The 25,376-nt window shown below is 42.2% G+C and carries 25 protein-coding genes; 22 read left to right on the forward strand and 3 right to left on the reverse strand.

Translation table 11 applies throughout. The features are described 5' to 3' along the window. Window positions 1–156: 156 nt before the first annotated feature. The 20 genes from trmJ (at window position 157) to der (ending at window position 19,205) form a co-directional block, all read left to right on the forward strand. The gene (gene trmJ, locus C9J42_RS15035) at window positions 157–897 is read left to right on the forward strand and encodes a tRNA (cytosine(32)/uridine(32)-2'-O)-methyltransferase TrmJ (RefSeq protein ID WP_107205978.1); all 741 of its coding nucleotides are present in this window, start codon (window positions 157–159) and stop codon (window positions 895–897) included. A 110-nt stretch (window positions 898–1,007) separates the two neighbouring features. Further along, window positions 1,008–1,523 carry a Fe-S cluster assembly transcriptional regulator IscR gene (iscR, locus tag C9J42_RS15040; protein WP_107206458.1) on the forward strand — a complete coding sequence of 172 codons (516 nt, stop codon included), beginning with the start codon at window positions 1,008–1,010 and terminating at the stop codon, window positions 1,521–1,523. A 31-nt stretch (window positions 1,524–1,554) separates the two neighbouring features. Further along, complete coding sequence (locus tag C9J42_RS15045) at window positions 1,555–2,769, forward strand: IscS subfamily cysteine desulfurase (RefSeq protein ID WP_107247367.1); 1,215 nt, start codon at window positions 1,555–1,557, stop codon at window positions 2,767–2,769. 33 nt (window positions 2,770–2,802) lie between these two features. Then, window positions 2,803–3,189 carry a Fe-S cluster assembly scaffold IscU gene (gene iscU, locus C9J42_RS15050; protein ID WP_006646316.1) on the forward strand — a complete coding sequence of 129 codons (387 nt, stop codon included), beginning with the start codon at window positions 2,803–2,805 and terminating at the stop codon, window positions 3,187–3,189. An 18-nt stretch (window positions 3,190–3,207) separates the two neighbouring features. Further along, the gene (gene iscA / locus C9J42_RS15055) at window positions 3,208–3,531 is read left to right on the forward strand and encodes an iron-sulfur cluster assembly protein IscA (protein WP_005369297.1); all 324 of its coding nucleotides are present in this window, start codon (window positions 3,208–3,210) and stop codon (window positions 3,529–3,531) included. 86 nt (window positions 3,532–3,617) lie between these two features. Then, a complete protein-coding gene (hscB, locus tag C9J42_RS15060) occupies window positions 3,618–4,133 on the forward strand; it encodes a co-chaperone HscB (protein WP_045084323.1) in 516 nt (171 codons plus the stop codon). A 33-nt stretch (window positions 4,134–4,166) separates the two neighbouring features. Beyond that, window positions 4,167–6,020, forward strand: coding sequence for a Fe-S protein assembly chaperone HscA (gene hscA / locus C9J42_RS15065; RefSeq protein WP_107294704.1), 1,854 nt, complete (start codon window positions 4,167–4,169; stop codon window positions 6,018–6,020). 2 nt (window positions 6,021–6,022) lie between these two features. Then, window positions 6,023–6,364 (forward strand): ISC system 2Fe-2S type ferredoxin, encoded by a 342-nt coding sequence (gene fdx, locus C9J42_RS15070; RefSeq protein ID WP_005369292.1) that lies wholly within the window; start codon window positions 6,023–6,025, stop codon window positions 6,362–6,364. 87 nt (window positions 6,365–6,451) lie between these two features. Beyond that, window positions 6,452–6,655 (forward strand): Fe-S cluster assembly protein IscX, encoded by a 204-nt coding sequence (gene iscX, locus C9J42_RS15075; protein WP_107205981.1) that lies wholly within the window; start codon window positions 6,452–6,454, stop codon window positions 6,653–6,655. 187 nt (window positions 6,656–6,842) lie between these two features. Next, entirely contained in the window at window positions 6,843–8,126 is a 1,284-nt protein-coding gene (gene pepB / locus C9J42_RS15080; RefSeq protein WP_107205982.1) for an aminopeptidase PepB, read from the forward strand. A 78-nt stretch (window positions 8,127–8,204) separates the two neighbouring features. Further along, a complete protein-coding gene (gene pepB / locus C9J42_RS15085; RefSeq protein WP_107302116.1) occupies window positions 8,205–9,482 on the forward strand; it encodes an aminopeptidase PepB in 1,278 nt (425 codons plus the stop codon). 64 nt (window positions 9,483–9,546) lie between these two features. Continuing rightward, entirely contained in the window at window positions 9,547–9,978 is a 432-nt protein-coding gene (gene ndk / locus C9J42_RS15090) for a nucleoside-diphosphate kinase (RefSeq protein ID WP_005369284.1), read from the forward strand. 271 nt (window positions 9,979–10,249) lie between these two features. Next, the gene (locus tag C9J42_RS15095) at window positions 10,250–11,371 is read left to right on the forward strand and encodes a bifunctional tRNA (adenosine(37)-C2)-methyltransferase TrmG/ribosomal RNA large subunit methyltransferase RlmN (RefSeq protein WP_045148230.1); all 1,122 of its coding nucleotides are present in this window, start codon (window positions 10,250–10,252) and stop codon (window positions 11,369–11,371) included. A 56-nt stretch (window positions 11,372–11,427) separates the two neighbouring features. Then, window positions 11,428–12,186: a type IV pilus biogenesis/stability protein PilW gene (gene pilW / locus C9J42_RS15100; RefSeq protein ID WP_107205984.1), complete on the forward strand. Its 759-nt coding sequence runs from the start codon at window positions 11,428–11,430 to the stop codon at window positions 12,184–12,186. Continuing rightward, window positions 12,176–13,225 (forward strand): cytoskeleton protein RodZ, encoded by a 1,050-nt coding sequence (gene rodZ / locus C9J42_RS15105; protein ID WP_107205985.1) that lies wholly within the window; start codon window positions 12,176–12,178, stop codon window positions 13,223–13,225. Before pilW ends, rodZ begins: the two co-directional genes overlap by 11 nt. Before the next feature lie 15 nt (window positions 13,226–13,240). Beyond that, window positions 13,241–14,362 carry a flavodoxin-dependent (E)-4-hydroxy-3-methylbut-2-enyl-diphosphate synthase gene (gene ispG, locus C9J42_RS15110; protein ID WP_107205986.1) on the forward strand — a complete coding sequence of 374 codons (1,122 nt, stop codon included), beginning with the start codon at window positions 13,241–13,243 and terminating at the stop codon, window positions 14,360–14,362. Window positions 14,363–14,457: 95 nt separating this feature from the next. Beyond that, complete coding sequence (gene hisS, locus C9J42_RS15115; protein WP_107205987.1) at window positions 14,458–15,726, forward strand: histidine--tRNA ligase; 1,269 nt, start codon at window positions 14,458–14,460, stop codon at window positions 15,724–15,726. Window positions 15,727–15,739: 13 nt separating this feature from the next. Then, window positions 15,740–16,351: a YfgM family protein gene (locus C9J42_RS15120; RefSeq protein ID WP_107290894.1), complete on the forward strand. Its 612-nt coding sequence runs from the start codon at window positions 15,740–15,742 to the stop codon at window positions 16,349–16,351. A gap of 11 nt (window positions 16,352–16,362) precedes the next feature. Further along, window positions 16,363–17,526 carry an outer membrane protein assembly factor BamB gene (gene bamB, locus C9J42_RS15125; protein WP_107205989.1) on the forward strand — a complete coding sequence of 388 codons (1,164 nt, stop codon included), beginning with the start codon at window positions 16,363–16,365 and terminating at the stop codon, window positions 17,524–17,526. A 176-nt stretch (window positions 17,527–17,702) separates the two neighbouring features. Continuing rightward, a complete protein-coding gene (der, locus tag C9J42_RS15130; protein ID WP_107205990.1) occupies window positions 17,703–19,205 on the forward strand; it encodes a ribosome biogenesis GTPase Der in 1,503 nt (500 codons plus the stop codon). 92 nt (window positions 19,206–19,297) lie between these two features. On the opposite strand, the gene C9J42_RS15135 is transcribed toward der, so the two are convergent. The 3 genes from C9J42_RS15135 to tesA all read right to left on the reverse strand — a co-directional run bounded on the left by C9J42_RS15135 (window position 19,298) and on the right by tesA (window position 22,061). Continuing rightward, complete coding sequence (locus C9J42_RS15135) at window positions 19,298–20,152, reverse strand: co-chaperone YbbN (protein ID WP_107205991.1); 855 nt, start codon at window positions 20,150–20,152, stop codon at window positions 19,298–19,300. 470 nt (window positions 20,153–20,622) lie between these two features. After that, on the reverse strand, window positions 20,623–21,450 hold the full coding sequence (locus tag C9J42_RS15140) for an SDR family oxidoreductase (protein WP_107302117.1): 828 nt from the start codon (window positions 21,448–21,450) through the stop codon (window positions 20,623–20,625). Then, window positions 21,447–22,061: a multifunctional acyl-CoA thioesterase I/protease I/lysophospholipase L1 gene (tesA, locus tag C9J42_RS15145; protein WP_107205993.1), complete on the reverse strand. Its 615-nt coding sequence runs from the start codon at window positions 22,059–22,061 to the stop codon at window positions 21,447–21,449. The genes C9J42_RS15140 and tesA overlap by 4 nt, the downstream gene beginning before the upstream one ends. Here tesA and C9J42_RS15150 point away from each other — a divergent pair. After that, a complete protein-coding gene (locus tag C9J42_RS15150; protein ID WP_107247375.1) occupies window positions 22,060–22,749 on the forward strand; it encodes an ABC transporter ATP-binding protein in 690 nt (229 codons plus the stop codon). The genes tesA and C9J42_RS15150 overlap by 2 nt on opposite strands. Beyond that, window positions 22,739–25,210 (forward strand): ABC transporter permease, encoded by a 2,472-nt coding sequence (locus C9J42_RS15155; RefSeq protein WP_107247376.1) that lies wholly within the window; start codon window positions 22,739–22,741, stop codon window positions 25,208–25,210. The genes C9J42_RS15150 and C9J42_RS15155 overlap by 11 nt, the downstream gene beginning before the upstream one ends. The last annotated feature ends 166 nt before the right edge of the window (window positions 25,211–25,376 follow it).

The following is a 25,376-nucleotide window of genomic DNA, read 5'->3' on the forward strand; positions in this document are numbered from 1 at the left end:
ATAAGTTACTAATAAATAGTGTTGATTATCGTTATCTGATTATTGAATAGCAGCAATAGATAATTACTGCTATCAAAAACACATGTTTTCACCACTTTTATTATGGCTGTGCTAAAATCTGTCAGCTTTAGTTAATTGTTGGAATGTTGCTTCATCATGTTAGATAAAATTCGCGTTGTTCTTGTTGGTACGTCACATCCAGGTAATATCGGTTCAGCTGCACGTGCAATGAAAGTTATGGGATTGACGAATTTGGTATTAGTTGATCCTGCCTGTGAAATTGACGGCCACACTATTGCATTGGCGGCAGGTGCTGCTGATGTTGTCGAAAACGCAAAAATTGTAAAAACATTAGATGAAGCGGTTGCAGATTGTGGTTTTGTTGTTGGGTCAAGTGCACGCTCTCGTACCCTTGAATGGCCACAATTAGATCCACGAGAGAATGGCATCAAAGTGGTTGCTGAATCTAATCAGCATCCAGTCGCTATTCTTTTTGGCCGTGAGCGAACAGGGTTAACTAATGAAGAATTACAAAAGTGTCATTGCCATGTCTATATTCCAGCAAATCCTGAATATAGCTCATTAAATTTAGCAATGGCTGTACAAACAGTAAGTTATGAAGTCCGTATGGCTTATTTGGATTCTCAAAAGTATACGGGTAAAACGGAAGTTGAAGAATATCCTCGCGCTCAAGAGCTTGAAATGTTTTATGAGCACCTCGAAAAAGTCACTCGTCAAACCCGCTTCATAAATAAAAACCATCCAGGTGTAGTGATGGCTAAATTACGCCGTTTATTCACCCGTGCTCGCCCAGAGCAGCAAGAGTTGAATATTTTACGCGGTATTTTATCGTCAGTAGAAAAGACGATAGAAACACTAGAAAAGACTGAAAAATAACCACTTAAACTTAATGGTTTAATAACCAACTAAAACAGTCAGGTAAATACTTGACCATTTTAGTTGGTTATGAGAAGCTTGCTTTAAATATTCAAGCAGGTAGCAGTGTTATGAAGTTGACTTCAAAGGGAAGATACGCGGTAACAGCAATGTTAGATGTTGCATTACACTCGCATAATGGACCGGTTCCATTGGCGGATATTTCAGAGCGCCAAGGAATATCGCTGTCTTACTTAGAACAATTATTTTCGCGTCTTCGCAAAGCAGGGTTAGTAACCAGTGTACGTGGTCCTGGCGGTGGTTACCGTTTAGGCGAAGAAGCATCTGATATTGCTGTCGGTATGGTTATCGCTGCAGTTGATGAATCAGTTGATGCAACCAAATGTCATGGAAAAGGGGACTGCCAAGGTGGTGCTCGTTGTTTAACTCATACGTTATGGCATGACCTAAGCGATCGCATTAGCGGCTTTTTAAATAACATCACTCTTGGTGAGTTGATGAAAGATAATGATGTACAAAGCATTTCTGATCGTCAGGATGAAATCCTACAAGGAAATAGCAAAGCATCTTTTGGACATAAAAAATCACACGACAGCGCCACAATAGGTGTCGATGTCCGCTCCTAGAGACCAGACGTTCGTGTTTTCGGAGAAGAAAATGAAACTGCCAATATATTTTGATTATTCCGCTACTTGCCCTGTAGATCCTCGCGTTGCCGAGAAAATGATGCAGTGCCTAACTATGGAAGGTAACTTCGGTAACCCAGCATCACGCTCTCACCGTTATGGTTGGCAGGCAGAAGAAGCAGTAGATACTGCTCGTGAACATATCGCTGATTTAGTAAATGCAGATCCTCGTGAGATCGTATTTACCTCTGGTGCAACGGAATCTGATAACTTAGCGATTAAAGGTGCGGCACACTTTTATAACAAAAAAGGTAAGCACATTATTACCTGTAAAACTGAACATAAAGCGGTTCTTGACCCATGTCGTCAGCTAGAGCGTGAAGGTTTTGAGGTAACGTACCTTGAGCCTGAATCTAACGGTTTGATTGATTTAGCTAAGCTACGCGATGCTATGCGTGAAGACACAGTTCTAGTTTCAATCATGCACGTGAACAATGAAATTGGTGTGGTTCAAGATATTGCAGCAATCGGTGAACTTTGCCGTGAAAACAAAACAGTTTTTCATGTCGATGCAGCACAGTCAGCAGGTAAATTACCGATTGATGTACAAGCAATGAAAGTTGATTTAATCTCTTTCTCAGCGCATAAAATTTATGGCCCTAAAGGTATTGGCGCACTATATGTTCGTCGTAAGCCTCGTATTCGCCTAGAAGCGCAAATGCATGGTGGTGGTCATGAGCGCGGCTTCCGTTCTGGTACATTACCAACGCATCAAATCGTAGGTATGGGTGAAGCATTCCGTATCGCGAAAGAGGAAATGGATCAAGATTATCAACACGCTGTTAAATTACGCGATCGTTTGTTAATGCGTTTAGAAGGCATTGAAGAAATGTCTATTAACGGTGACTTAGAGCAACGCGTACCCCAAAACTTAAACATTAGCTTTGCTTTTGTGGAAGGCGAATCACTGTTAATGGCATTAAAAGATCTTGCTGTATCATCAGGTTCAGCGTGTACCTCTGCAAGTTTAGAACCTTCTTATGTACTTCGTGCATTAGGTCTTAATGATGAACTAGCACATAGCTCTATTCGTTTCTCATTTGGTCGTTTTACGACGGAAGAAGAAATTGATTATGCAGCAGCCCAAATTAAAGGTGCCGTAGATAAACTACGCGAAATGTCGCCACTTTGGGATATGCATAAAGAAGGTATTGATTTAAACACAGTTGAGTGGGCGCACCACTAATCTGCGGCTAGACTGTTTTCGAGGAAATTTATCATGGCATATAGTGAAAAAGTCATCGATCATTATGAAAATCCGCGTAACGTGGGTTCATTTGACAAAGATGATCAAAATGTAGGTAGCGGCATGGTGGGTGCACCAGCATGTGGCGATGTAATGAAACTTCAGATCAAAGTAACTGAAGAAGGCATTATCGAAGATGCAAAATTCAAAACCTACGGTTGTGGTTCTGCAATTGCTTCTAGCTCACTAATCACTGAGTGGGTTAAAGGCAAAACATTAGATGAAGCCGCATCAATCAAGAACTCTGCAATTGCTGAAGAACTTGAGTTACCGCCGGTTAAAGTTCACTGTTCAATTCTTGCAGAAGATGCAATTAAAGCGGCAGTTAGCGATTATAAAAAGAAACACGAGCAAAAATAACTTTCTGAGGTTTGTTGTATGGCCATTACTATCACTGAAGCGGCAGCAAGTCGCGTATCGACTTTTTTAGCCAATCGTGGCAAAGGCCTTGGTTTACGACTAGGTGTTCGCACTTCAGGATGTTCTGGAATGGCTTATATCCTTGAGTTTGTAGATGAACTCGATGAAGGGGATCAGGTCTTCGATGAAAAAGGCGTTAAAATTATCGTTGATGCAAAAAGTTTAGTTTACCTTGATGGAACTGAACTAGATTTTGCCAAAGAAGGCCTAAATGAAGGTTTTCAGTTTAACAACCCTAACGTGTCTAGCGAATGTGGTTGTGGCGAAAGCTTCAACGTATAAACGTTTTTAGTGTTTCAGTTGAACCTGACTGCTAATCGTCTTTGGCGAGTTAGTCGTCAGGTTTAATTTTTATTAATGGTCATAATATGAATCATTTCGAATTATTCGGGTTACCTTTTCAGTTTGAATTGGATAACAGCCTTCTTGCCAGTCAGTTTCGAGAATTACAGCGTCGCTTTCATCCTGATAATTATGCGACAGCGTCCGAACGTGATCGTTTGTTGTCAGTTCAAAAAGCTGCACAAATTAACGATGCATTTCAAACCTTAAAAAATCCGGTATCACGTGCCGAATACATGTTGGCTGAGCGTGATGAAGATATTCGTGGTGAACAAAAAACCTTGCAAGATATGGCTTTTTTAATGCAGCAAATGGAACTGCGCGAAGCATTAGAAGCGATTCCTGATTCATCCGATCCTGAAAGTGCGTTATTTGATTTTGAGCAGCAAGCTTCTGCGATGTATAAAGAACAATTGGCGCAACTTGCTGAGTTATTGAATAATGAACAATGGCTCGAAGCGGCTGATGGCGTACGAAAATTAAAGTTTATTGTAAAATTGCGTGATGAAGTTGAGCGCCTTGAAGAGTCGCTATTCGATTAATCATCCACATGCGTTATTTAGATAGGAATGACAATGGCACTGTTACAGATTGCTGAACCGGGTCAAAGTGCTGCACCGCATCAACACAAGTTGGCGGTGGGTATAGATCTAGGTACAACTAATTCACTTGTTGCTGCAGTACGCAGTGGCGTTGCAGAAACATTAAATGATGCAGAGGGGCGTGCGATTTTACCTTCTGTTGTTCATTTCGGTGACAATGAAGTCCTAACCGGTGATGCAGCCCGCGCTTTCGCTCAACAAGATCCAACCAATACTATTTTATCAGTTAAACGTCTAATGGGACGTTCACTGGCTGATATTGAGCAACGTTACCCGCAACTACCATACCAATTTGAAGCATCGGATAATGGATTACCTCAGCTTATTACGCGTAGTGGCAATGTAAACCCTGTTCAGGTATCTGCTGAAATTCTTAAATCATTAAGTCAACGTGCGGTTGATACGCTGGGTGGTGATCTTGAAGGTGTGGTGATTACGGTCCCTGCTTATTTTGATGATGCGCAACGTGCAGGTACAAAAGATGCAGCGAAATTAGCTAACCTTAATGTGCTTCGTTTACTTAATGAACCAACAGCTGCCGCGATTGCCTATGGCTTAGATTCAGGTCAAGAAGGTGTGATTGCTGTCTACGATTTAGGTGGTGGTACGTTTGATATTTCTATTTTACGTCTTTCTAAAGGTGTATTTGAGGTATTAGCGACGGGCGGTGATTCGGCATTAGGTGGTGATGACTTTGATCACTTGTTAGCAACGTGGATCTTAGAACAAGCGGGTTATACTGAGGTACTTACAGCGCAGCAACGTCGTGCGCTACAAGACACGGCACAAGCGGCAAAAGTGGCGTTGACTGATGCTGATAGCGTTGATCTTGATGTCTTAGGTTGGCAAGGTCAGATTAGCCGTGAGCAGTTCGATGCACTTATTCAACCATTAGTGAAAAAAACACTGATGGCGTGTCGCCGTGCATTAAAAGATGCTGATATAACCACTGATGAAGTCATTGAAACAGTGATGGTTGGTGGTTCAACACGCGTACCATTGGTTCGGGATATGGTCGGCGACTACTTCGGTAAAACACCGTTAACCTCTATCGATCCTGATGAAGTTGTTGCGATTGGTGCTGCTATTCAAGCTGACATTTTGGTGGGCAATAAGCCTGATTCTGACATGTTATTGCTTGATGTGATCCCACTGTCGCTAGGTATTGAAACGATGGGAGGCATGATTGAGAAAATTATTCCTCGTAATACGACGATTCCTGTTGCTCGTGCACAAGAGTTTACCACGTTTAAAGATGGTCAAACGGCAATGTCCGTTCACGTTGTACAAGGTGAGCGTGAAATGGTCAGTGATTGTCGTTCACTAGCACGATTTACCCTACGTGGTATTCCTGCGATGGCTGCGGGTGCTGCTCATATTCGTGTCACTTACCAAGTTGATGCTGATGGTTTATTGTCAGTAACAGCAATGGAAAAGAGTAGTGGCGTACAGTCTTCTATCCAAGTTAAACCATCGTATGGCTTATCTGAAGATGAAATTGCGACTATGCTTCGTGATTCAATGACCTATGCACAAGATGATAAAGATGCACGTGCATTGGCAGAACAGCAAGTGGAAGCAGATCGTGTTTTAGAAGGGTTAATCGCAGCACTTGCCGCTGATGGTGATACCTTATTGAGCACACAAGAGCGTGCCGAATTAGAAACAGTAATGATGGAACTAGTTCAATTGCGTCAGGGATCAGATTCTCGCGCTATTGAAGCTGGAATTAAGAAAACAGATAAAGCGAGCCAAGAATTTGCTTCTCGTCGAATGGATAAGTCTATTCGTCAAGCATTGGCTGGCCAATCTATTGATGAGGTTTAAGCATGCCTAAGATTGTTGTACTTCCCCACGAAGAGCTATGCCCTGAAGGTGCAGTATTAGAAGCAGAGTCAGGTGAGACAGTGCTTGATGTTGCACTACGTAATGGTATTGGAATTGAACATGCGTGTGAAAAGTCTTGTGCATGTACTACGTGTCACGTTGTGATTCGTGAAGGTTTTGATTCATTAAATGAAAGTGATGAACTAGAAGATGACATGCTTGATAAAGCATGGGGGCTAGAGCCTGAATCACGTCTAGGTTGTCAGGCTCGAGTCGCTGATGAAGATTTAGTGGTTGAAATTCCACGCTATACGCTAAATCTTGCCTCTGAGGCTGCGCACTAATTATAAAAAAGGTTACCATTAGGTAGCCTTTTTTTTCATCTCAGCGTTGTTATTATTATATCTGTCAATATATAAGAGGGTATTTCGATGAGCTTGAAATGGATTGATTCGCTCGATATTGCTATTGAGCTTTGTGAACAGCACCCTGATGTTGATCCCAAAACAATTCGCTTTACTGATCTTAGTGAATGGGTGCAAGCATTGGATGATTTTGATGATGATCCTAACCACTGCAGTGAAAGAGTGTTAGAAGCCATTCAAATGTGTTGGATTGAAGAAGCAGACGAATAAACGGTTGTAATAGAGTAAGCATCTAATTGATTGTCGAAACAATTGAATTAGGTGCTTTTTTTGTTTTTATTCGTAGATAAATATTTTAAATCTAATTGCAATCAGCGGACTTTACCCCCATAACTATTTATCTATAACGCATGTATTTGTTTAACACTGCGCAGTTGCTACATTCAAGGAGTTTTTAATGTCGACTATCATGGCTGTTTCTCTCACCCAACAAGCAGCGAATGCACAATGGGGTGCCAATGCCTTACTTAGCTTTAGTGCTGAAGGTGCTGTTATTCATTTAATGGAAAATGAGCAACTTGCTAATATCCAACGCGCAGCCCGTCGTTTAGATACCCAGGGTATCAAACAGGTAGAACTTTCAGGTGAAGGCTGGGATTTAGATCGAACGTGGGCATTTATCCAAGGACATCGTACATCTAAGCCTGGTAACAGTGTGGTTTGGTCGGCGTTAAATGAGACAGATGAAGCGGAATTACAAGCACGAATCAAAGCGACTGAGTGGGTACGTGAAATTATTAACCAGCCAGCAGATGTAGTGCGCCCGTCACAGTTAGCGACACGTGCTGGTGAATTTATTAAATCGTTAGCACCAGAACATGTAACTTATAAGATCATCAAAGGCAATGATTTATTGGATGAAGGTTGGAACGGTATCCATGCTGTAGGTCGTGGCTCTGAGCATCGTCCAGCCATGCTTCGCCTAGATTATAATCCAACAGGTGATGCTAATGCGCCAGTGTTTGCATGTTTAGTTGGTAAAGGGATCACATTTGATTCCGGTGGCTACAGTATAAAACCCTCAGCGGGTATGACGGCGATGAAAGCCGATATGGGTGGGGCAGCATTAGCGACCGGTGGTTTAGCATTAGCGATGGCACGAGGTTTAAACAAGCGTATTAAGCTGGTGCTATGTTGTGCTGAAAATATGATCTCAGGTCGTGCATTAAAACTTGGCGATATCATTAAATATAAAAACGGTACGACAGTCGAGATTTTAAACACGGATGCCGAAGGACGTTTAGTCTTGGCTGATGGTTTAATTTACGCGAACAGTCAAAACCCTGAATTAGTGATTGATTGTGCAACATTAACAGGTGCAGCCAAAATGGCGCTTGGTAATGATTACCATGCGTTACTAAGCTTTGATGCGGAATTGTCTCATACTGCATTAACAGCAGCGGCAGAAGAAAATGAAGGTATGTGGCCGTTACCACTTGCCGATCTTCACCGTAACATGTTGCCATCAAATTATGCCGATCTTGCCAATATCTCAAGTGGTGATTTTATGCCTGGGGCAAGTACTGCTGCAGCATTCCTTTCTTACTTCGTTGATGATTATAAAAAAGGCTGGATGCACATTGATGCCAGCGGTACCTTCCGTAAAAGTGCTAATGATCAGTGGTCAGCTGGTGCAACAGGTATGGGTGTAAGAACACTTGCAAACATCCTAACTAAATAAGTTCCGTTTCAAAATTAAAAGCCTTCTTACGATAAGAAGGCTTTTTGCATTATCTGAATAAGAAAGGAAGACTTCATTATGCTCAATGTTTATTTATCAACTGAAGAGTCCAACGGTCCTTGGGGATTAAATTCGCTACTAAGCTATCAATCAGATAGCGCGACGGTTCATTATCGCAGTGATTTTCCATTACGTCGTATTCAGCAGGCTGGTCGTCAAATTCAATCACAAGGTGCACAAGCTGTACGTTTAGTGGGTGACGGTTGGAATTATGAGCGTCAATGGGCGTTTTACTGTGGTTTTGCAGCAACGATTACACCAGTAGAAATTCAATGGGCCTCCATTGATGAAGATGAATTAGAGCTGTTAAATGCCCGTCGTCATTGCTCTGACTGGCTACGTAAAACAGTTAACGCGACACCTGAAGAGATGTCACCTGAGAAGTTAGCCCATGAAGCAACTTGTTTTCTAAAAAAAATCGGTGGTGACAATATTCATGCACAACAAATTGTGGGCGATGAACTATTAGCTGATGGTTGGGTAGGAATATACAATGTTGGTCGCGGTAGTGTGCGACCACCTGTAATGCTTGAAGTGGATTACAATCCTACTGGCGATCCAGAAGCGCCAGTATCGGCTTGTTTAGTTGGTAAAGGGATCACCTTTGATTCTGGTGGCTACAGTTTAAAACCTAGCGCAGGCATGGTTGCGATGAAGTGCGATATGGGTGGGGCTGCAACGGTTACTGCGGCATTAGGTTATGCGATAGAGCAAGGGCTAGGTCAACGTGTGAAGTTGATCCTATGCTGTGCTGAAAACCTCGTATCAGGTAACGCTTATAAGCTTGGTGATGTGCTAAGTTATAAAAATGGTGTTACGGTGGAAATAGTTAACACTGATGCTGAAGGGCGCTTAGTGTTAGCTGATGGTTTAATTGCAGCTTCTGCGACAGGCGCACCACTGATTATTGATGCTGCGACGTTAACAGGCGCAGCAATGGTTGCAGTAGGTAGCGACTATAATGCAATTTTTGGTTTAGATAAGCCATTATTACAACAAGCACAGCAGTTATCTGAGCTAGTAAATGAGCCCGCATGGCCATTACCATTAGAAAAATGGCATCAGGAATATTGCCCGTCGCCTTATGCTGACACCGCGAATAGCCGTGTACAAAAAGGTGGTGGTATGGGAGGCGCATCCAATGCCGCAGCGTTTTTGTCCCGCTTTGTTGACACTGAAAATAGTCGTTGGATCCATTTTGATTTAGCGGCATGTTTCCGTGATGGCGGAGATCCGCTTTGGGCTGCTGGCGCGACAGGGTTAGGTCTTGCTAATATTGCAGGTTTGTTGCTGTAACTTAAATTCATGAATTTGTTTTTGGCTCGCAGAAAGCAATAAGACTCAAAAGGAAAATATAATAATGACAATCGAAAGAACTTTCTCAATTGTAAAACCAGATGCGGTTAAACGTAATTTGATTGGTGCAATCTATCAGCGTTTTGAAAATGCAGGTTTGAATATTGTTGCGGCTAAAATGTTGCATTTAGACAGTGCGAAAGCGCAAGGTTTTTATGCAGAGCATGAAGGTAAACCTTTCTTTGATGATTTAGTGGCATTTATGACATCAGGTCCTGTCATGGTTCAAGTACTTGAAGGTGAAAATGCGATTACACGTTACCGTGAGTTGATGGGTAAAACTAACCCTGAAGAAGCGGCTTGTGGCACTATCCGTAGTGACTTTGCATTAAGTATGCGTCATAACTCAGTACATGGTTCAGATAGTCCTGAATCTGCTGCGCGTGAAATTGCATACTTCTTTGCTGAAGATGAAATTTGCCCACGAGGTGAATAAAGGTTTTAATTTTATGAGTATTCAGTGAGTGGTATTAATGCGAAGCACTGAAAAAATAGATTAATCATATTATTAACGGGAAGTATTGACTTCCCGTTGTTGTATCTAGCGTTTTGAAATTGGCAACACTAAAATAACCATAGAGTCTAGGTGTGGAAACCATGCCATAAAGTCTGTACAATTTCGCGCCTTAAACCCGAGATAACTAAGCCATCGATAGAGCTTGGTTATTAAGGCGCAGCAATAGTCATTTTTAGTGAGGCACCAACCGATGACAACTGTCAAAATCAATCTGCTGGATTTCGATCGCAAAGGTCTGCGTAAATACTTTGCCGAAGAACTTAATGAGAAGCCATTCCGTGCAGATCAGATCATGAAATGGATTTATCATTTCGGTTGTGATGACTTCGATCAAATGACCAATATTAATAAAAAATTACGTGAAAAATTAAAGCGTGTCGCTGAAATTCGTGCGCCGCATGTATCTGAAGCTCAGTACTCAACGGATGGTACGATTAAATGGGCGATGCGTGTTGGCGATCAAGATGTTGAAACCGTTTATATTCCTGATGAAGATCGCGCGACTTTATGTGTTTCTTCACAAGTTGGCTGTGCATTAGAATGTAAGTTCTGTTCAACAGCACAACAAGGCTTCAACCGTAACTTACGTGTATCAGAAATTATTGGTCAGGTATGGCGTGCTGCAAAAGAAGTCGGTATTCAAAAAGACACCGGTCGTCGTCCAATCACCAACATCGTAATGATGGGAATGGGTGAGCCATTATTGAACATGAAAAACCTGATCCCTGCATTAGAAATCATGCTTGATGATTTAGGTTTTGGTTTATCTAAGCGTCGCGTTACAGTTTCAACCTCGGGTGTTGTATCAGGCCTTGAGCAAATGATTGATACAATTGATGTTGCTTTAGCTATTTCATTGCATGCACCAACGGATGAGCTGCGTTCTCAAATCATGCCAATCAATGATCGTTGGAATATTGAAACATTTTTAGATGTTGTTCGTCGTTATGTGAATTCAACGAATGCGAACCGTGGTCGAGTAACGGTAGAATACGTACTGTTAGATCATGTTAATGATGACATGGAGCATGCTCGTCAATTAGCGAAAGTATTAAAAGATACGCCAGCAAAAATTAACTTAATTCCGTTTAACCCGTACCCTGGCTCACCATATAAAAAGCCAAGTAATTCTCGTATTGATCGTTTTATGAAAACACTGATGGAATACGATTTCACAGTAACGGTTCGTAAGACACGTGGTGATGATATTGATGCGGCTTGTGGTCAGTTAGTCGGGGATGTTATTGACCGTACTAAGCGTACCCAAGCAAAATTGAATACGGGTGAACAAATTGCAGTAAAAGCGGTCTAAAATCAGGCTACTATAAATAACTGCGCAATTTCACATGGATGTTGAGGTGAGCGAAAATGGTACGATGGAGCGTGTATCCACTGTTGTCATGCCTATTATTTACAGGCTGTGCCACAGTTGATGTGGTCGATAATGGTAAAGAATTTGATGCCAAAGCAGCCTCAGAAGCGAGATTGAACCTAGGGCTAAATTATTTAAAAGATGGTCAGTGGGAGCGTGCACGAGAAAATTTGGAAATAGCATTAAGGTATGATCCTAATTACTACCGTGCACAAATTTCAATGGCTTATTATTATCAAAAAGTTGGTGAAAAAGACGCTGCAGAGAAAATGTACCGAAAAGCATTAAAACATTCGCCTAAAAATGGCGATGTTTTGAATAACTATGGTGTATTCTTGTGTAGTGAAGGGCGCTATGATGAAGCCATTGCCGCTTTTGTTAAAGCGATTGAACAACCTTATTATTATCTGATTTCGGCAAGTTATGAAAATGCAGGCTTATGTAGTCGTAAACAAGGTAATTTAGAAGCAGCGACGGGTTATTTTGAAAATGCGCTTTCCCATGACCCGTACCGACCGAGATCTATGTTGCAACTGGCGCAAGTTGAAATTGAATCTAACAATTTTAAAGATGCTCGCGTACAGTTATTCAAATTTAATAAGAGATATGGGTACACAGCAGACAGTTTGTGGTTGCTCATTCAGTTGGAAAGACAAGCTGGACGTTTAACGCAGTCAAAAAAATACGCTATTTTGCTGAAAGAGAAATACCCAGATTCTCTGCAATATCAGAATTATTTGGCCAATGAATACTGAAAATAATGAAGAACAAAAAATAACAGAAGGAACACAGCTTCCAGGTGACGTACTCCGTCAAGCTAGAGAGCAACTAGGCTATTCACAAAAGGATATTGCGAACCGTTTGAGGTTGCGACTTTCTGTTATTGATAACATAGAAAATAATCGATTTGACCAAGCCCAATTAGCCACGTTTACACGTGGCTATGTGCGTTCATATGCAAAATATGTCGGTTTGGAAGAAGAAGCTGTATTAGCCTTGCTTGACAAATGTGGACACACCAAGCCAAAAGCGCAAGAAATGCAAAGCTTTTCACGTCGAACGAAACGTGAAGCACATGATAGTCGCATTATGGGATTAACATGGATTCTTGCTGCTGTTTTTGTTGGTGTAACCGCTGTTTGGTGGTGGCAAAATATTCATTTAGAACAAGCGCCAGTTGCTACAACAACTACAGCAGATCAAACCGCGGCTCATGAAAAGCAAGAGCAGGGTTCTGATGAAACGATAGTAACGACATTAAATGGTGATGATGCATCAATTAGTGCGACTCAACCAGCAACAGTCGATACCGATGTGGATCACTCAGCATCAACTAGTACAGAACAAAAAAACGCCGCATCGACAACATCTGCTGATGCTGTGACAGATTCATCTCCAACAACCGCATCGACGGCTGCAACGGGTACTACAGCGGAAGTGTCAACAACGCCTGCTGAGAATGCTGAAACAGCCGCAACATCAGTATCAACAGCCACTGATACAACTGCTAATGCTGAAACAATAGCGAATGTAACACCTGTCGTTGATGCAACTGCACCACAGTTACAGTTAAAGTTTTCAGCTGATTGTTGGATAGATGTGCGTGATGCAACGGGTAAACAATTAGAGTCTGGTATCAAGAAAGCTGGTCAAGTATTAGATTTAGAAGGTAAAGCACCATTTCGTGTTCGACTTGGTGCACCTGGTGCCGTTAAAATTAATATTAAAGGTCAACCTTTTGATTTAAGTCGTTACTCCGCGTCTAAGCCAGTAACACTTAAGCTACCGCAGTAATGTAGAGAAAGAGCAATGCATAACGAATCACCAATTATACGCCGTCAATCGAGCCGAATTTATGTCGGTAATGTTCCTATTGGCGATGGTGCACCTATCGCCGTTCAGTCGATGACCAATACTCGTACAACAGATATCGAAGCGACTGTTGCACAGATCAAGGCATTAGAAAAAGTTGGTGCTGATATTGTACGTGTCTCTGTACCAACGATGGATGCCGCGGAAGCTTTTAAATTGATCAAGCAACAAGTGAATATTCCGCTGGTTGCTGATATTCATTTTGATTACCGCATTGCACTTAAAGTGGCAGAATACGGTGTGGATTGTTTACGTATTAACCCTGGTAATATTGGTCGTGAAGATCGTATTCGCTCTGTGGTTGAATGTGCTCGTGATAAAAACATTCCTATCCGTATTGGCGTAAATGGAGGTTCTCTTGAAAAAGAGATCCAGCAAAAATACGGTGAACCGACACCTGAAGCTTTGGTCGAGTCAGCAATGCGTCATGTGGAAATATTAGACCGTTTGAACTTTGACCAATTTAAAGTCAGCGTAAAAGCGTCAGATGTTTTCCTTGCTGTTGAGTCATACCGTCAGCTTGCGAAGCAAATTATTCAACCCCTTCACCTTGGTATTACCGAAGCTGGTGGTGCTCGTGCTGGCTCGGTTAAATCAGCCGTAGGTTTAGGCATGCTTCTATCAGAAGGTATTGGTGATACGTTACGTATCTCGCTTGCAGCTGATCCTGTTGAAGAAATCAAAGTTGGTTTTGATATATTAAAATCATTACGCATTCGTTCTCGTGGCATCAACTTTATTGCTTGTCCAACATGTTCACGTCAAGAGTTCGATGTTATCGGTACGGTAAACGAGTTAGAACAACGTTTAGAAGATATCGTTGTTCCAATGGATGTTTCAGTGATTGGTTGTGTGGTTAATGGCCCTGGTGAAGCAGAAGCGTCTCACTTAGGCATTGCTGGCGGTAACCGTAAGAGTGCTTTTTATGAAGACGGTATTCGTCAAAAAGAGCGATTTGATAACGACAATGTGATTGATCAGCTTGAGAGTAAAATTCGAGCAAAGGCATCAATGTTAGATCAAAACAACCGCATTGATGTAAAACAACAAGATATATAATCAAAAAACCATGCTCATATCGGTGAGCATGGTTCACTATTTCAAAAAGAAATTATATATTCGATTCTAATACCCAGCGGTTAACGAGAATAAACGTGGCGAAACAAATTCAAGCAATTCGAGGCATGAACGATTGCCTTCCAACACAATCTCCACTTTGGCAGAAAGTCGAAGGTACAGTTAAACAAGTGATCAGTGCATACGGTTACAATGAAGTTCGTATGCCGATTGTTGAATCAACACATTTGTTTAAACGTGCTATCGGTGAAGTGACCGACGTTGTTGAAAAGGAAATGTACACTTTTGAAGACCGTAACGGTGATAGCTTAACGCTACGTCCTGAAGGGACTGCGGGATGTGTACGTGCTGGTATTCAAAATGGTTTACTATATAACCAAGAACAGCGTCTTTGGTACATTGGTCCCATGTTCCGTCATGAGCGCCCTCAAAAAGGCCGTTACCGTCAATTCCACCAAGTCGGTGTAGAAGTCTTTGGTCTTAATGGCCCTGATATTGACGCTGAATTGATCATGATGACATCACGTCTATGGCGTGAACTTGGTATTAATGAGCACGTACGTTTAGAGTTAAACTCAATAGGTTCACTCGAAGCGCGTGCAGAATACCGTAAAGCTTTAATCGCATTTTTAGAGCAACACTTAGATGTGCTTGATGAAGATGCAAAACGCCGTATGTACACCAATCCATTACGCGTTTTAGATACTAAGAATGCAGCAATTCAAGAAATTCTAGAAGATGCACCTAAACTTTCAGAGTACTTAGATCTAGAGTCTAAAGAACACTTTGCTGGTTTATGTGAACTATTAGACGCTGCTGGCATCAAATATCAAGTAAATGAACGTCTTGTACGTGGTTTAGATTATTATAACCGTACTGTATTTGAATGGATCACAGAGAGCCTTGGTTCACAAGGCACTGTTTGTGGTGGTGGTCGTTATGATGGTCTAGTTGAACAACTAGGCGGTAAAGCGACACCTTCAGTTGGTTTTGCGATGGGGCTTGAGCGTCTAGTATTACTAATGGAAGCATTAGAAAAAGATGAGGTTCGTCGTTCTGTAGATGTATACATGGTTACAGCTGGTGAAGGCACATTAGCTGCGGGTATGAAGTTAGCTGAAAAACTACGTACTGAAGTACCAGGTTTACGAGTGATGACTAACTTTGGTGGTGGTAACTTCAAGAAGCAATTTAAGCGTGCTGACAACGTTGGTGCCGCGGTTGCATTAGTTCTTGGAGAAAATGAAATAGCTGAAAACTCCGTAGTAGTAAAAGATTTACACGGCGGTGAGCAGACGACCATGGCACAGGATGAGGTTGCCGCGAAGCTGGCAGCATTGATTTAAGAGAGGACAGGAAGTGAACGACTACGCCACAGAAGAACAACAGGTTGAAGCGATTAAATCGTGGTGGCAAGAAAACGGCAAAGCCGTTGTTCTAGGTGCCGTGATTGGTTTAGGTGGTCTTTGGGGCTGGCGTTACTACCAGTCTGAAGTACATGTTGCAAAACACGTTGCATCTGACACCTATACACAAGTTGTTTCTGCGCTTGATGAAAACAGCAAAGACGCAGTCGCTGAAGCAAAAACGTTTATTGATGCGAATAAAGATAGTCAATATGCGGTACTGACAGCACTACAGCTAGCGAAAGTTCAGGTAGATAATAAAGATCTGGACGGTGCGGTTGAGCAACTTCAGTGGGTGATTAATCACACTAAAGATGACGCTATTTTGCCATTGGCAACAACACGTTTAGCTCGTATTTATGCTGAGCAACAAAAATTTGATGAAGCATTAGCTGAGCTTAAAAAAGTAACAGTGCCAAGCTGGAAGTCAAACGTTGCTGAACTGCGTGGTGATATCCTGTTACAAAAAGGTGATATCACTGGTGCACGTGAAGCATATGTAGAAGCTCAGCAGGAAGGTTCGTCACCTGCGCTGCAAATGAAACTTGATGATTTAGCGCAATAAGGCAGATGATGATGCATAAGGTGTTAAAACGTGTTTTGGCCGTTGCTGTTGCAGTAAGCGTGCTATCGGGTTGTGCAAGTGAAGTCGATTCAATTCAAATGGCGCCATTGCCAAAGGTTGATAATACTTTCACACCAAAAACAGATTGGAGCCGTAGCGTAGGTAACGGTGTTTCTGGTTATTACTCAAAACTCACCCCCGTTGTTGGGCTAGATAAAGTGTACGTTGCAGATCGTAATGGTTTAATCGAAGCACTGAATCCAGCAAATGGTAAAGTTGAATGGAAAACTGATCTAGAAAAAGACAGCAGCGCGTTGTTGACTGGTGGACTTGTTTTAGGTGATGGTAAACTGTTCGTCGGTACAGCCAATGCAAAAGTCATTGCACTTGATGCAGAGACGGGTAAGGAAGTATGGCGTACCACTGTCGCTGGTGAAGTTCTGTCAAAACCACTTGTTTCTGATGGCTTAGTTGTTGTTAATACCAGCTTGGGTGTGCTGCAAGCACTTGATGCTGAAACGGGCGTTTCTAAATGGCAAGTCAGCAATGAAGTTCCAACCTTGACATTACGAGGTGATAGTTCACCGGTTGCTGTTTCTGGTGGTGTGTTCTGGGGCTTAGCGAATGGACGTATAGCTGGCGCATTAATGTCTGATGGACGTATGTTGTGGCAACAATTGATTGCGTCACCAAAAGGTTCAACAGAAATTGATCGTTTAGTTGACGTTGATGCGTCACCAGTTATTGATGGCGATCGTTTATATGCTGTTGGTTATAATGGCACATTAGTATCGATCGATCTTCGTTCTGGTCAGATCGCATGGAAACGTAACTATTCGTCAGCAACTGACTTTGTTATTGATGGTAGTGAGCTATTCTTAGTAACAGCGAAAGATCATATTGTTGCTGTTGATGCGCGTAGTGGTACAGAACTATGGCAGAACACTGATTTACAATATCGCCAGCTAAGTGCGCCTGCTGTGATTGATGGTTATTTAGTTGTGGGTGATGCTGAAGGTTACTTACACTGGCTTGATACCCAAAGTGGCGAGTTTGTTTCTCAAGAATCAGTCGACGGTAGTGGTATTGCTGTACCGCCTGTTGCACTAGACGATAATGGCTTTATTGTTGTAACCCGAGATGGTGAAATCAACAAAATGCAAATACCGCAATAAAACGGTATAATGTCGCTAGATTAATTTGTCGGCTCCAGCTGCGATACGTAGTTGGAGCCGTTGTTGTTATATCCGTTGAATATATTATTGTCGGATGAAGGTTCTCAGAAATGTGAACTGGAGGCAAGAATGAACGGTAAAAATGTCAATAAGACTATGAAAAGTAAGAGGTAGTTATGATTCCTGTTGTTGCCCTAGTCGGGCGCCCGAACGTGGGTAAATCGACGCTATTTAATCGTCTTACTCGCACAAGGGATGCACTTGTTGCTGACTTTCCTGGCTTAACTAGGGATCGTAAATACGGTAGAGCAGAGCTAGAAGAGCATGAATTCATTGTTATCGATACCGGTGGTATTGATGGTACTGAGGAAGGCGTTGAAACAAAAATGGCTGAACAGTCATTAGCAGCGATTGAAGAAGCTGATGTTGTTCTGTTCCTAGTAGATGGTCGTGCTGGTTTAACTGCCGCAGACGAAGCAATTGCTAAGCACTTACGTAGCCGTCAAAAGCCAACGTTCCTTGTGGTAAACAAGGTTGATGGTATTGATGCAGACAGTGCTTGTGCTGAATTCTGGCGTTTAGGCGTTGATGCAATGTACCAAATTGCAGCAACTCAAAACCGTGGTGTTACTGCATTGATGGAGCGCGCATTAGCACCGTTCTCTGACAAACTGAATGCAGAGCTTGCAGAAGAAGGTGAAGAGCAAGAACTTCAACTTGAAGATCTCACATCGGTTGAAGATATTGAGAAAGCAAACCTTTCTGAAGCGGATGCGGAAGCTGCCTATAAGCGTCTTCAAGAGCAGCCAATTAAGCTTGCAATTATTGGTCGTCCAAACGTAGGTAAATCAACACTAACAAACCGTATTTTAGGTGAAGAACGTGTTGTTGTTTACGATATGCCAGGAACAACGCGTGACTCTATTTACATTCCAATGGAACGTGATGGTCAAGAGTACGTATTGATCGATACTGCGGGTATCCGTCGTCGTAAGAACATGCACCAAGCGGTTGAGAAATTCTCAGTTATTCAAACGTTAAAAGCGGTTGAAGATGCTAACGTTGTATTGTTGATTATCGATGCTCGTGAAAACATTTCAGATCAAGATCTAAGTTTATTAGGTTTTGCGCTAAATGCAGGCCGTTCATTAGTGATTGCTGTGAACAAGTGGGATGGTTTAGATAACGAAGTGAAAGAGCGTGTTAAGTCTGAACTTGACCGTCGTTTAGGCTTCGTTGACTTTGCGCGTATTCACTTTATTTCAGCACTTCACGGTACCGGTGTTGGTCACTTATATGAGTCAGTGATTGAAGCATACCAGTCTGCAACTAAGCGTATTAGTACTTCGCTACTAACGCGTATTATGCAAATGGCACAAGATGATCACCAGCCACCAATGATCCGTGGTCGTCGTGTGAAGCTTAAGTATGCGCACGCCGGTGGTTATAACCCACCGATCATTGTCGTTCACGGTAACCAAGTTAATGATCTTCCGGGTTCATATAAGCGTTACCTAATGAACTACTACCGTAAGTCATTAGAAATGATGGGGACACCGATTCGCATTCAATTCCAGAATAGCGAAAACCCATTTGAGACTAAAAAGCAGAAGCTAACTGTTTCTCAAGAACGCCAACGTAAACGTCTAACGAATGTACTGCGCGATCGTAAGAAGTAATATTTTACGATAAATAAATACGAAAAAGCCCGATACGTGAACTCTTAGAGTTAAAAGCGTATCGGGCTTTTTGCTATTTATACTTTATCGAATTAATACATCAAAGAGTAAAGCTGACGGCGGTAAGAGGCTGCAATTGGATTGCCTTGACCTAATGCTGCAAGAATATCCATCATGGTTTTCTTTGCATTACCATCTGAGAAGTTCATGTCTTTACGTAAAATTGCAATCAATAACTCTAGCGCTTCTTCATTACGGTTTACTTGGCTGTATTGCACGGCGAGTTCATAACGTAATTCAACATTGTCAGGTTCGGACGCTAGTTTCTGTTCTAGTTGTTGGATCTCTGGCGAGTTACCCGCTTGCTTGTGTAATTCTAATTTAGCGACCAAGCCTTTGTATTGTGCATCCTGATCTTGCATTGGGATTGTCGCAAGAATCGGCTCGGCCTCATCAAACAAAGCGGTTTCAATCAGGCACTCTGCAATAGCGAGTTTTACTAAGCTATCGTTAGGAAGTTGTGCTGACAGTTGACGCAGTAGCGGTAGAGCTTGAGCGTATTCTTTATTATCAACTAATACCAATGCCTGTTTTAATGCCAGCTCTTCTTGACTTGGTAGATGACGAGTTAGCATTTCACGTAATGTTTGCTCTGTTTGTGGCCCTGCAGAGCCATCAGCAGGTTGACCATCTTTAAACAGAGCAACAGTAGGTAAACCACGGACACCGAACTGAGAAGCGACCATTTGTTGGGTTTCACAGTTTAGTGAAGCAAGGATAAATTGTCCTTGGTATTCACGAGCCAGTTTTTCTAGCGTTGCATTCACTTCTAGCGTTTCAGGCATCGATGGCGCCCAAAAACTGATCACAACAGGTGTTTGCATCGATTGCTCGATAACCTGTTGCAGATTTTGTTCATTAATTTCTAGCGCAGTATTTTGGTACATGTAATTCGATCCGTTGACTATTTGAAAGGCTATACCAAATATATGGGGATGAATCGATGTGGATCAAGTTGAGATAATGAAACAGAAATTAGTAAGTGTTTAAAAAACGAGAAAGAACAGTATTAATTACCGAATACCAGCAAAAGCACTAACGTGATACACGCGCATAGTAAGTTAATTTGGCGCAATGTCATATATACACCTTAAACGTAATGAAGAAAGAGCTAAGTTTGATAATTAGCTTAAGTTATGGGATCACATTACATTTGTTATATGACAATAATATTACGTTTTATAGAAAATGTCATATTGGGTGATATTCTTAACTGGAGTAAGTGTTTTTTTATGTTTAGTGGTTATAAATCAGCATATTAATCATCATTGATTTTATAAATGTTGTTTTTATCACCACTTTTATAAGGTGATAAAACTGCCTAAAAGCGATGGGTTTTAAGCAGGTTTTTTCTTTATTAATTGCTTTTTATCAGTAACTTATCAAGAAATCTTGTTGGTAGGATACGACGTAAGAAACCAAAAATATAAGTCGGTTGTGTCACGTAATAGCGTGATTTTGGGCGAGAGCTATTAATGATGTCCAATAGTGGTCGTAATACTGCATCAGGTTTTAAAGTAAATTTGTTGGTCACCTTTTCTTTACCAAGGCGAGAGAGGGTGTCTTGGTAGTTGTCATAATGGCGAGAGTTGTTCATATCAATATGACGTTCAAACATGCGTTTTGCGTTTGCGCGAAATTGGCTTTCAATTGGTCCTGGCTCGATCAAAGAAATACTAATCGGCGTATTGTCTAACTCTAAACGTAAGGTATCGGTATAGCCTTCAATTGCAAATTTACTGGCGTTATATGCGCCGCGATATTTCATGGCGACTAATCCCAGTACTGAGCTGTTTTGTACAATTTTACCGTGACCTTGGGTAAGCATCAGTGGGATGACTTGCTTAGTTAGCTCGTGCCAGCCAAAGAAGTTCGCTTCAAATTGTTCACGTAGAGCTGAGGTCGGTAAATCTTCTAATGCGCCGGGTTGTCCGTAAGCGGCATTATTAAATAACACATCTAATTTTCCGCCAGTGATAGCTAGAGCTTGGCTTAAACCTTCTGTGATGGATGACTCTGAAGTGACATCCAATTGAACGCAACGAATACCTTCTTGATTGAGCCTTTCTACATCCTCTGATTTTCGACAACTAGCAACAACGTTAAGGCCTTGCTCGGTCAGTGTTTTTGCGCAGTAATAGCCAATACCAGAGCTACACCCTGTCATTAAAATAGATTGTGTCACTGTGAGCTTTCCTTGTTGAGATAAGGTTGAAGATGCTTTGCCATAAATTGAGCGATCAGCGGCTGTGCTTGTGCGGTTGGGTGAAGGCCATCTTTCATCATTAATTCTGGCTTTACAATAATATCGATAAGAAAAAACGGCAATAAAGGCACATTGGTGTCTTCACTTAATGATGGGTAAGTATTACGAAACAGTTCGTTATAACGTTTGCCATAATTGGGTGGGACTTCAATTTGCATTAATAGTGGCTGTGATCCCACTTTTTGGATCTCATTGATCATTTGGCTAAGGTTATTACGTAATATTTTAGGATGAAACCCACGTAAGCCATCATTCGCACCTAATTCGATTAAAACAAAATCAGGCTTATGCTGTTCCAATAATGCTGGTAATCGTGCCAACCCATTACCACTGGTATCGCCAGAGATACTCGCATTCACAATGGTCGTTGGTTGTTTTTGCTGTTCTAACAGTGGCGGCAGTAGTGCAGGCCAGCTTTTCTCTGCTGGCATCTGATAACCAGCACTGAGGCTATCGCCAAGAACTAACAGTGTTTGACTCAATGCGGTGGATGAAAACACCAGCATCAACAATGAAAGGATTCGTATCATGTCTGTCTCCGTAATTAAGGCACACTCTGTTTCAAAACAAGTCACGACTACCTTGTCGCCTATGACTATTTTGCAGGATGTTTCGCTTGAGGTCGAGCAAGGAGAGTCTATTGCCCTTGTCGGTGTCTCTGGCGCGGGTAAATCAACCTTGATGACATTACTGGCGGGGCTCGATGTACCAACACAAGGTGAAATAGAGCTACTTGGTCATAACCTTTCTACGTTAGATGATGAACAACGCGCTCAATTACGTAGTGAATCTATTGGTTTCGTGTTTCAAAACTTCCTGTTACTACCGACCTTAAATGCACTCGAGAACGTCACGTTACCGTGTTTGATCCAAGATAATGAGGTGGATGTTGAGCGAGCAAAAGAATTGCTTGCTGTTGTTGGTTTGAAAGGGCGAGAAACTCACTTACCGAGTCAGTTATCCGGTGGTGAACAGCAACGCGTCGCGTTAGCTCGCGCTTTTATGATCAAACCGAAAATTTTGTTTGCTGATGAGCCAACAGGAAACCTCGATCAGCATACCGCAGCCATGGTTATTGAGCTGTTGTTTGAGCTTAATAAAAACAGTGGCACAACACTGGTGCTTGTCACCCATGACGATACATTAGCGGCTCGTTGCGATCGAATTATGCGATTAGATAACGGCAAACTCGCGAGGGATGAACGTCATGCAGAGTGATTCACTTTCGATGAAAAAACGTCCGTTCTTTTTACGTTGGGCGTGGCGTGAAATCCGACAAGGTCAGTTGTGGTTAGTCACCTTAGCGCTGAGCTTAATTATAGCCTGCGTATTTGCGTTATCGGCATTGGTAAGCCGTGTTGAAGGGGTCATAGTTTCGCAAGGTCGCTCTGCGTTAGCGGCAGATATGGTATTGAAGTCATCGCAAGCGGTAGATTTACAACCGTTATCAACCAATAAGATCACCACTTCACAGCAAACTCGCTTTGGTACCATGGCATTTAGCGATAACGGTATGCAGTTAGTCAGCATTAAAGCGGTTGATGCGAAATTTCCATTGCGTGGCGATTTACGATTACAAGCGGCTGATAAGTCTGTGCACCATCATGTGAGCCCCGGTGAGTTGTGGTTATCAGAACGCTTATTTTCGCTGCTGGATGTCAAAGAGGGCGATACACTCATGCTGGGGGATGGGGAGCTAACCATTAGTGGGAGAATCTTAGAAGATCCTGAACTGTCTTTTAACCCTTTTAGCCAAATGCCAGCAGTATTGATCAACAATAAAGACATTGCTGCCATTGGCGGGATTCAAGAAGGTAGCAGGATCAGCTATCGCTACTATTTTTCCGGCTCCGATCCTGATCTTGCTGATATTCGTGAAACGATGAAGTTAACCCCAAGCCAGCGCTGGTTAACTGAAAACGATGCCGGGCGCAGTGGTGACTTTATAGAGCGAGCAAGGCAATACCTATCGCTGACTTTAGTGCTGGTGGTGCTCATGGCATCAGCAACCTTAGTGCTTACATGTCAGCACTATGCGTCGACGCGGATCACATCAGTCGCGATGATGAAGAGCCTTGGTGCAAGTCGTCGTTTTTTATGGCGATGGTTATTACAACAAATTGCGGTTGTGTTTTCAGTCGCGATTGGCGTTGGTTTACTGTTGGGTTTTTGGCTCGAATGGTTACTGCGCTATCCACTGCAACAGTTGTTACCTGATGAATTACCGACGATTGGTTTTGCGCCATTAGTGATCAGCTTACTGCTCGCTCTTTTCATTTCATTGCCAGCATTGGGTATTCCGCTTTCTCGTTTAGTGAATGCTTCTGCAATGAATACGGTACAAGCAACCCAGACTCCAACATCTAAGTTCTCAGCTATATGGTTGTTGTTGATCTTCCCTGTTTTTGCAGCAGTATGGTGGATTGGTAGCAATGTATTTGTTTGGCTGACCTTATTGGGCATGGTGGCACTGTTAGTGTTGTTAGCTTTAGTTGGCCTTGCTGCCATTGCTTTACTTAAGAAAGTTAAACTCGGTGCTGCGTACAGTTTGGCGTTAAGTCGTGTCAATCGTAGTAAAGCGAAGACCGCGACGCAATTGGCGGCATTGACGTGTTCGTTAATGCTATTAGCTGTGATTGGATTATTACGTAACGAGTTACTTGCGGATTGGAAAAATACCTTACCTGCTGATGCGCCTAATGTGTTTGCAATTAATATTGCGCCAGATCAGCAACAAGCCTATTTAGATTATTTAGATGCGAATCAATTAGCCCGTTCTGAAGGTTATCCTGTGACCCGTGGAAGATTGGTCGCGATTAATGAGCAACGCTTTTACTTATCAGAAGATGAAAGCCAAAGTGGCGTAGCTGCAGAGATTACTTCCGACAATAGTCCAGAACGCGATCCTGCATTAAGACGAGAGCTTAACTTCACATGGGCGGAAAGCTTACCGAGTCATAATGAGGTGATTGCAGGTAAATGGGGAAGTAGCTCAGGTGTTTCAGTGGAATCTGGCATTGCGAAACGCTTAAACATTGCATTGGGTGACAAGCTGGCTTTTACCATTGGTGGGCTAGAGTTTAACGCCACAGTAAACAGCATTCGTGATGTGGAATGGCGTAATATGAAGCCGAACTTCTACTTCATTTTCACCCCAGATGTATTGCAGTCGTTTCCTGCAACATGGCTAGTGAGTTTTAGAGTGAATGATCAGCAAAGCGATTTACTTAATACCTTAGCCAGTAATTATCCAACGGTGAGTGTGCTTGATTTACGTATGATGGCAACACGGATTCAAGCTTTATTAGCCCAAGTGAGTTGGTCACTTACGGTATTAGCTGGCTTAGGTGTACTGAGTGGATTACTACTCATTATGACCTTATTACGCTTGAGTATTTCAGAGCGTCAAACCGAAATTCAGCTTTATCGCACACTCGGTGCCAGCCGAAAACGCATTGCTGCTACCTTGTGGTTTGAATACGGCATTATTGCGTTATTAGCTGGGATTATTGCAGCCATTGGCGCTGAATTTGTTGTCGGTTTGCTGGTGGTAAAAGGTTTTGAACTGCCGTTTACCTTGCATCCATTAATGTGGATAGGCTTACCTATGCTGGCTATTGGCTTGGTGTATTTAGTGTCACGATCGCAGATCAAGAAGTTGTTGTTGCCGTTGCGTTGATGGAGTGTAGATTATTTAAATAATAAATGTCCTTTGAAAGACAAAGTGGTGGTAGCCATGATGAAGATGATAAGTTTTGCTTAATCTGATATCAAGCAAGGTCGTACATCGTCAATAACTTCATTAAAAGAGATTAGGTGCTCGTAAAAAATAGACAAGAAATCAT

Source organism: Photobacterium sp. GB-56 (genome assembly GCF_003026105.1).
Lineage (GTDB): Bacteria > Pseudomonadota > Gammaproteobacteria > Enterobacterales > Vibrionaceae > Photobacterium.

Coding starts and splice junctions, on each gene's coding strand:
- hscA (WP_107294704.1), top strand. CDS start 4,167: ATGGCACTGTTACAGATTGCTGAACCGGGTCAAAGTGCTGCACCGCAT.
- der (WP_107205990.1), top strand. CDS start 17,703: ATGATTCCTGTTGTTGCCCTAGTCGGGCGCCCGAACGTGGGTAAATCG.
- C9J42_RS15155 (WP_107247376.1), top strand. CDS start 22,739: ATGCAGAGTGATTCACTTTCGATGAAAAAACGTCCGTTCTTTTTACGT.
- tesA (WP_107205993.1), bottom strand. CDS start 22,061: ATGATACGAATCCTTTCATTGTTGATGCTGGTGTTTTCATCCACCGCA.
- iscR (WP_107206458.1), top strand. CDS start 1,008: ATGAAGTTGACTTCAAAGGGAAGATACGCGGTAACAGCAATGTTAGAT.
- hscB (WP_045084323.1), top strand. CDS start 3,618: ATGAATCATTTCGAATTATTCGGGTTACCTTTTCAGTTTGAATTGGAT.
- pepB (WP_107205982.1), top strand. CDS start 6,843: ATGTCGACTATCATGGCTGTTTCTCTCACCCAACAAGCAGCGAATGCA.
- C9J42_RS15135 (WP_107205991.1), bottom strand. CDS start 20,152: ATGTACCAAAATACTGCGCTAGAAATTAATGAACAAAATCTGCAACAG.
- ndk (WP_005369284.1), top strand. CDS start 9,547: ATGACAATCGAAAGAACTTTCTCAATTGTAAAACCAGATGCGGTTAAA.
- C9J42_RS15150 (WP_107247375.1), top strand. CDS start 22,060: ATGTCTGTCTCCGTAATTAAGGCACACTCTGTTTCAAAACAAGTCACG.
- C9J42_RS15095 (WP_045148230.1), top strand. CDS start 10,250: ATGACAACTGTCAAAATCAATCTGCTGGATTTCGATCGCAAAGGTCTG.
- bamB (WP_107205989.1), top strand. CDS start 16,363: ATGCATAAGGTGTTAAAACGTGTTTTGGCCGTTGCTGTTGCAGTAAGC.
- trmJ (WP_107205978.1), top strand. CDS start 157: ATGTTAGATAAAATTCGCGTTGTTCTTGTTGGTACGTCACATCCAGGT.
- rodZ (WP_107205985.1), top strand. CDS start 12,176: ATGAATACTGAAAATAATGAAGAACAAAAAATAACAGAAGGAACACAG.
- pilW (WP_107205984.1), top strand. CDS start 11,428: ATGGTACGATGGAGCGTGTATCCACTGTTGTCATGCCTATTATTTACA.
- fdx (WP_005369292.1), top strand. CDS start 6,023: ATGCCTAAGATTGTTGTACTTCCCCACGAAGAGCTATGCCCTGAAGGT.
- iscU (WP_006646316.1), top strand. CDS start 2,803: ATGGCATATAGTGAAAAAGTCATCGATCATTATGAAAATCCGCGTAAC.
- pepB (WP_107302116.1), top strand. CDS start 8,205: ATGCTCAATGTTTATTTATCAACTGAAGAGTCCAACGGTCCTTGGGGA.
- iscA (WP_005369297.1), top strand. CDS start 3,208: ATGGCCATTACTATCACTGAAGCGGCAGCAAGTCGCGTATCGACTTTT.
- iscX (WP_107205981.1), top strand. CDS start 6,452: ATGAGCTTGAAATGGATTGATTCGCTCGATATTGCTATTGAGCTTTGT.
- ispG (WP_107205986.1), top strand. CDS start 13,241: ATGCATAACGAATCACCAATTATACGCCGTCAATCGAGCCGAATTTAT.
- C9J42_RS15045 (WP_107247367.1), top strand. CDS start 1,555: ATGAAACTGCCAATATATTTTGATTATTCCGCTACTTGCCCTGTAGAT.